Genomic DNA, 6,336 nt, shown 5'->3' with positions numbered 1-6,336 from the left:
TGCTCTGCCGTCCACGCCATTGCCTGCCCCCGCGAATCGCCCGCACGACCAGAGAATCACATCCGATTCAGCCGATTCAATTCCTTTCCGGATGGGCTCTAACGACGAGGATTGGTGGCGGCTAGTTTACGATACCGAGAAGCGCAGGCTTTATGTCGAGCATGAGTGGTCGCATGTTCCGCTTCGCGGTGCCGGCAATTCTGGAACGGATGAGTACGACATCAACGCCTTCTTGGCGGCGGGCGGCCAAGCAGCATCGAATTTAGACGAGCTTCTTCGGTCGCTTCAGGCCGATAGCTAGAGCCCGTTGGCGCTGAACGCTGCGGCATTGCGGATGGTGGGCTGACGGACGAGGAAGTCAGCGGTGCTGGAGCCACTGGCGAACGCGTGCCACCCCTGTGCCCACCAGAAGGGAGCAGGGGCGGGTCCGCCGCCACGCTGCGCCATCCTATTTCGAATTTCACTCTAACAAAATCAATGGGTTAGGGTGAATATCGGGAGATGAAAGCATTAAATCGGAGGAAATTGCCCAGAAGTGCTTGATCTGTAAGGATCATTGCAAAGGGGTGGCGAATCGGTCTCCCGTAAATAGGCCTAAGTGTTTGATTTGATTAAAGCACGATGCTGTAATTCAGGGTAGCGCCATACCTCCTCTCCACCGAGAGGGAACGTGAGCCTTGGGAGCCCAAGCCATGCCTCAGGCTCACACGCCCTGTCAGGCAGGACCGTCTAATTGCAGATGTATGCCCAGCAATTTCAATCACTTAGCCCGAATATCGGGAGATCAAAGCATTAATTCAGGACGTATTTGCCGGAAACCCTTTTATTTCAACGGCTTCCGGCAAACGGCCTTGCTCAGGCATCTACGGCATGAAGGGCCGCGCCCCTTGTGATCACGCGGCGAACAGTGATCCGCCCGGTCGCTTCGTTCTCGTCTATGGTCCAATCCTGCAGACCAGCAATCTCAACCAGGGCGTCGCGGAGGGTCTTGCGATACCCCCTCAACACCTCGGCTGGAAGGTTGGTGACAGGGTGGCCCCACAGCATTTCGACCAGCTGGTCTAGGAAAAATGTCTCAAATACGGGGATGCGCTCATTCATCGGCTTTGGACCCCGTCGGCGATCTCGGCCAGGCGCCGGATCTTCTGGTTTCCAGACAGCGATGCTCAGCTGACGGTGCAGCAGGCGGGCCGTATCCAGGCTAAGGGCGAACCTCTCCGACAGCTCAATCCGAGTGAACCTGTTGCGGTGTCGCCGGCCGTCTCTCTCAAATCCCAGCATCGCCACCACAAGGCGCTCGGGAAACGAGACAGTCAGATCACGTCCATCCTCGGCCGTAGGATCGTAGGCAAATCTCAGCAGCCCCAGCCCACCCCATTGACTGCCAGTATTGCCGTCTGCTCTGCGGACGTAATAGCTGATCATGGATAGCCGCTCGAGGCACCGCAGCATGGATTCCAGGACCCGGACGTTGTCGCGGCCCCGCCACTGACGCAACACAGTCGTGGAGGGCATCCGGATCCGGAAAAACGGGCCGGTGACGACGCTTAGGTCTGGTGCGCCTGAGGTGTACTCGTTGACCAGAGGCGGCGTCGGCTGAAATCGAATCTGCTCCCGGCGATAGGCCGGGGTCGAGGGCACAATCAGCTCACCATCCGCCATCAGCAGTTTGGACAGGGTACTGCCCTCAACTGTTCCCGCAGCTGCGACACTCAACAGGCAGAGGAGCAGATCCTCTTCGAGATATCCGACCCGCGTTGGCACCACTACGGCCATCTCAAGCGGCGCTTCGTGTCGCTTGTCGATGAGGCGGGGAAGACGAACAATATAGCCTGAGAGGTCGGCGCTATTGGCCCCCTTGTCCAAGAATTGGGAGGGGGTGAGGCTCTCTTCCATCTGGCCTGGACGAAAAATCGCCATGCTCCCGAGGACGGAATCATGGAGGGCGTAGCTAGTCAGTCGGTCCGTGGTCTCGATTGGCTTCGCGGCCGCCAGGGCTTTGGCAAGGTGACCACGGACGGCACCCCGTGGTCGCCCGCGCCCGCGCTTGGCGATAGTTGGAATGATCGCGGCGGCGGGCGGCTTGGTACCGCTGGCAACGCGCTTCATGCCCCTCCCTCCTCGCCAGCAATCCTGCGGCCGTATGTCGACCCTGATGGCTTCCGCTTTGGCTTGTCCAGAGGCACGGCTCCGCAGAGAATGCCGTACTCACCTCGGTACCACCACTGAGCCCCCTCATTCTCGCTGTAGTTCAATTTGGGCGTGGAGAGGCTGACCCACTTCCGGCGCTCCTTGTCGTCATACCCCCTGACCTCGCCGTCCGTAGCCGACATGGTTTCAATGTTGGCCTGCCACCGGACGTGATCGGTCAGTTTGCGGGAGCCACTGGCGGCCTGCTGCTCGCCTCCCTGGCCGTTCAGGCTTGCGGCCTTTGTCGTGTGATGGGCGATGAGAATTGCGACACCGGGACATACCACCGTCAGGCTCTCGCACAGGTCCACAGCCTGGCCCATATCGGTGCCCTCGCGCTCGTCGAGCGCCGTGGTGATGCGGCCCCAGGTGTCGAGGCCAATTAAGAGAGCCCCTTTCCCTAGCACCGCGAGGCGATGATAGAGGGGGCCGGGAAGCACCAACGTCGAATGTCTGTCCTCCCGGATTGCTAATTGCTTCTCCGGCCCCCGGCCACAGATGGGGAATACATGGAGATTCGCGTCGATCTCATCGACCATGCGATCGGCATTGATGCGTGCGTCACCGTCTCGATTGTTTTCCGTCACTCTCCGAACAGCGTCGCGGCCCAAGTGATGTTGCCGCCACCGCACAACCACGTCCGGGTCCTCTGCAGCGATGTAGATCGTCTTACCCTTTGGCAACGGACCAAAAGCAGGGCCCCAGAGCCCCCAAATATCCAGGCCGCAGGCCAGCGAAATGCAAGTTTGCAGCATCGCCCAACTCTTGCCAGTACCGCCGGGGGCAACCAGCAATGCCACAGTACCTTCTAGCATTCCTGGCAGGACATATTTCAGGACTGGTGCATCGGCATAGAGCGCCGCCTTGAATGACAGGCGGGAGGAGACGAAGCCCTCAAGTTCCGATGCGGGCCTTTCCGCCCCAGAACCCGGCAGCGGCTCGGGCGGCATTCCGCCTGGGACCACCTGATCAGCACCAGGCGGGAGCTCCAAGGGCGGTTCCCAAGCAGGGGCACCCTGGATAGCCTCTCGCACGCGAGTGCTTGTCCAGCCCTCGTCCTCAACAGCATCCGCCACGTCCCAGCCGTCGGGAACATCCGCCGGCGGGACCATCACCCGGATATTCGTCGCCCCCCTCTCGTGGAGATGGGCCGCGAGGGCTTGCATTGTCCGATAGCCAGACCGGTTCTCGTCGGCGTCTGGCCAGAGGACGATCTCCTCGGCCTCAGCCACCAAGCTCCAATCGGTATGATGCCAGCCCTTACCGCCACCTACCCAACTGACAGGGATCCAGTCGTCGGGTAGATGGAGGGCAGCCCCGACCTCCTGACATTTCTCTCCCTCTACTACGAGGAACCGTAGCCGGCGGCCTTCTTCCTGTGCCTGGGTGATGAGTTCCGCCCCGTAGACCGGCCGCGGTGCGGGGAAGGAGACGAAAGTCCATCCTTCACGGACGCTACCATCAGCCAGGCGGACGTTGGTGCACCATCCCACCTGGTAGGCGCCCTTACGCCCCAGACGGTTCCGGGGAGTTCGGACGACGTACCCCAGCAATTCACCCCGGCCACCTCGAAATTCGTGCATGCGATCGACGGGGAGCTGCGAAGTGAGTGCCTCACCGAGAGCTGCGCCAGGCCGCAGGATCGGGGCGGTCTGCGTGCTTGGGCGCTGCCAAAGGGGAGGGACCCCAGGCGGAACGGTGTCGGCCAGGGTGTAGGGGTCGGGCTCGTTAGCCAGTTCCTCGGCATGACGGCGCCGTTCCTCAAGCCGTTGCAGCGCCTCCCGGGACGGTGTCCCAGCATTACGCTCATTCCGACGCAGGTCGCGGATGAGATCGGCAACCGGCACCTCGGCGATCGCGGCCATGAACGATAGGACATCGCCATGAGCGCCGCAGCCGTAGCAGTGAAAATGGGTCGGATACACGTGGAAGCTCGGCGACTTCTCGGCGTGGAATGGGCACAGGCCCTGCCATACCCGTCCTCGCCGCGTGAGCCTCACATGCTTGGAGACCTCCCGCTGCAGGTCAAATTCCGCTTTCAGATCGGCGAGTGAGCGCCTGAATCGGTCGCGATCAGTCATAGCGTGTCAGAACCCCTTGTCGATTTGGGCCAAACACCACATGATCGAGGTGTCAGAACCCGGGGCTGTGTCAGCAGCCCTGTTTCAACTGCGCCTGAGTAAGCGGCCCAGCCGGTGAGACGGCTGGGTCGCTTATGGCGTTTAACGCCCTGATTTGCTCTGCCCCGCCTCCGTTAGCCGTCGACGAGCTAGTTCAGCTCCCTCGGCCAGGGTCGCGGGATCGATCGAGGCCTCTAGGGCTTTCTCGATCAGCACCCGCTGCTCATGACCCGATCGCAGAGCCGCCAACCGTAGAGCCTCAACCAGGTCTCGCCGGATGCGGTGGGACGTGACCACACGGTCGACCATAGCGTCGCTACTCCGTAAGCTGACTTACGTTGGATATCTGGAACGCGCGCGTGAATGCAAGATTTTTCTTCAAGCTCCTAGCGATCCACTTAATTGCGGGGAAGGATCGGCGTGCTTTGCGCTCCCGTAATTGCGTTTTGCGCTCCCGTAATTGCCCTTTTTTTGATTTGTTTTCAGACACTTAGGTGCGCCTATAGAATCTAAGAATCTTAGAATTCTATAGCCGCCCGCCCCTGTGTGGGGGCGAGCGGCGTGAGTCGAGTAAAGCCAGACAGCGTGGTGGTGGCGAGTGGGGGCGGGGGTGGCGCCGATTCCGCAACCCCCAACCTTCCGATCAGCCCTTACCCTGCCTGGTGTTGTCCTTGGTCGACACTAACACGGGTAGACCGAGGGTAGCCTGCTGACCAAGAACGGCCAGGCGCTGAGTAGCTGCAGCGATCACCTCGCTTTGGATGTGCCTCGAGACTGACCTGGGGGCCTCGTACCTTCCCCCTGAATCCGCGGCACCTCGCCTGGCCCGTTGATCGGCGACCCAGAAAGTCTCGGCCAGTCGCACCAGCCGGGCCCGAGCTATCGCCTCGCCACCCCACAGCTGGGCCGCCAGTTGGAAAACGCTGCCGTCCAGGCTGATCGAGCTCCGGAACAGTGTGCCATCGTCGTCTGGCCTCATGACGGTCAGCCGCACGATCCGGGCCGTAACACCAACCCCGCGCGAGATCTTGGCGCGGTTTCCCTCTGAGGTGAATTTCTGCCGGCGCTTGGGTTGGGGAGCGGCAGGAAGGGGGAGCTCGGCCATGGGTGGGTTCGGCGCCTCGGTTACGGATCGGGTCACGTGTCTACCGGCAGGGTATGTGAGCCTGGGGAATCCCGAGCCAACAATCTGCGTCCAGACTCCATGCGTTCCAATGCGCTGCCCCTTGCGCAAATCAAAGCAAAGGAACGCACCCCCTTTAGACGCCATATCGCCACCCTGTGTTGGCAGTAGGACGGGGTCTGAGATCCGCGAGTGATCCGCCGAATACCGGCACGAGCCACGTCGCCAGTTAGCTTGTCGTTTCCAGATGGGGCGGCATATTGCTCAGGGGTAGTTGGAAGGCTGGGAGGAGGGACGACTAAATGTCTTCGACATTTATTGCCCCTCCGATCGCTGCGCTCCGGAGCCTCCCTCCACTCCCCGGCACCTTTGGTGCCGACCCTCGCCAGAGGCGAGGGTGAAGACCGCCCTTCCGGGCGAGCCGCTTCCGCGGCGGTTTCGGCCGTCCGTGGCATAAAGTTTTACGCTACCGGCGGCACCCTCGGGGTACCGCCAGGGTACCGCCGTGGACCCACTCACGGCGCCATCTGAGGCCTCCCAGGAGGGCTGGTTTGTGACTGCGATTGTCAGCGGCAAGCGCCGCGGCGCCCCGAAAAAGGCGCCCGAGAACAGCCGGACGGTGAAGGTCACGCTTCTCCTGACACCGACCGAATATGCCTGGCTCCAGGCTGAGGCCGGCAAGGCAGGACTGACCCGAGCCCTGGCTCGGTTCCTGCTCACCAGGGCAATGGGGGGCGAGTGGAAGATCATCCCCGCCGTAAACAGAGCCGCCTGGAGCCACCTGGGAAAATGGGCAGGGTGTGTTGAATGCCAGTGAGAGCTGACCCGGGATTGCCATGAGGAATTGACCCGGGTTGTGGATGGAGGAGCGGGGTTTTCGGTCTGGTCAGGTGAGTTGTGGCT

4 protein-coding genes are annotated in these 6,336 nt (G+C 61.5%); 2 read left to right on the top strand and 2 right to left on the bottom strand.

The window, feature by feature from the left end; translation table 11 throughout:
• Positions 1–301, top strand: a 301-nt coding sequence (locus DOO78_RS27240) for a hypothetical protein (protein ID WP_207803084.1), incomplete at its 5' end; no start/stop codon positions are given.
• 554 nt (positions 302–855) lie between these two features.
• Here the strand turns inward: DOO78_RS27240 and DOO78_RS26475 are convergent.
• Positions 856–2,109 carry a hypothetical protein gene (locus tag DOO78_RS26475; protein ID WP_128080178.1) on the bottom strand — a complete coding sequence of 418 codons (1,254 nt, stop codon included), beginning with the start codon at positions 2,107–2,109 and terminating at the stop codon, positions 856–858.
• Entirely contained in the window at positions 2,106–4,271 is a 2,166-nt protein-coding gene (locus tag DOO78_RS27790) for a CHC2 zinc finger domain-containing protein (RefSeq protein WP_111472876.1), read from the bottom strand. The genes DOO78_RS26475 and DOO78_RS27790 overlap by 4 nt, the downstream gene beginning before the upstream one ends.
• Before the next feature lie 1,715 nt (positions 4,272–5,986).
• Between DOO78_RS27790 and DOO78_RS27235 the strand changes: the two genes are divergently transcribed.
• Positions 5,987–6,250: a hypothetical protein gene (locus DOO78_RS27235; RefSeq protein ID WP_128080177.1), complete on the top strand. Its 264-nt coding sequence runs from the start codon at positions 5,987–5,989 to the stop codon at positions 6,248–6,250.
• Positions 6,251–6,336: the final 86 nt, after the last annotated feature.

The organism is Roseicella frigidaeris (assembly GCF_003258945.1).
Lineage (GTDB): Bacteria > Pseudomonadota > Alphaproteobacteria > Acetobacterales > Acetobacteraceae > Paracraurococcus > Paracraurococcus frigidaeris.
The sequence above is the reverse complement of the archived record's forward strand: the minus strand, read 5'-3'. Positions and strand labels throughout refer to the sequence as shown.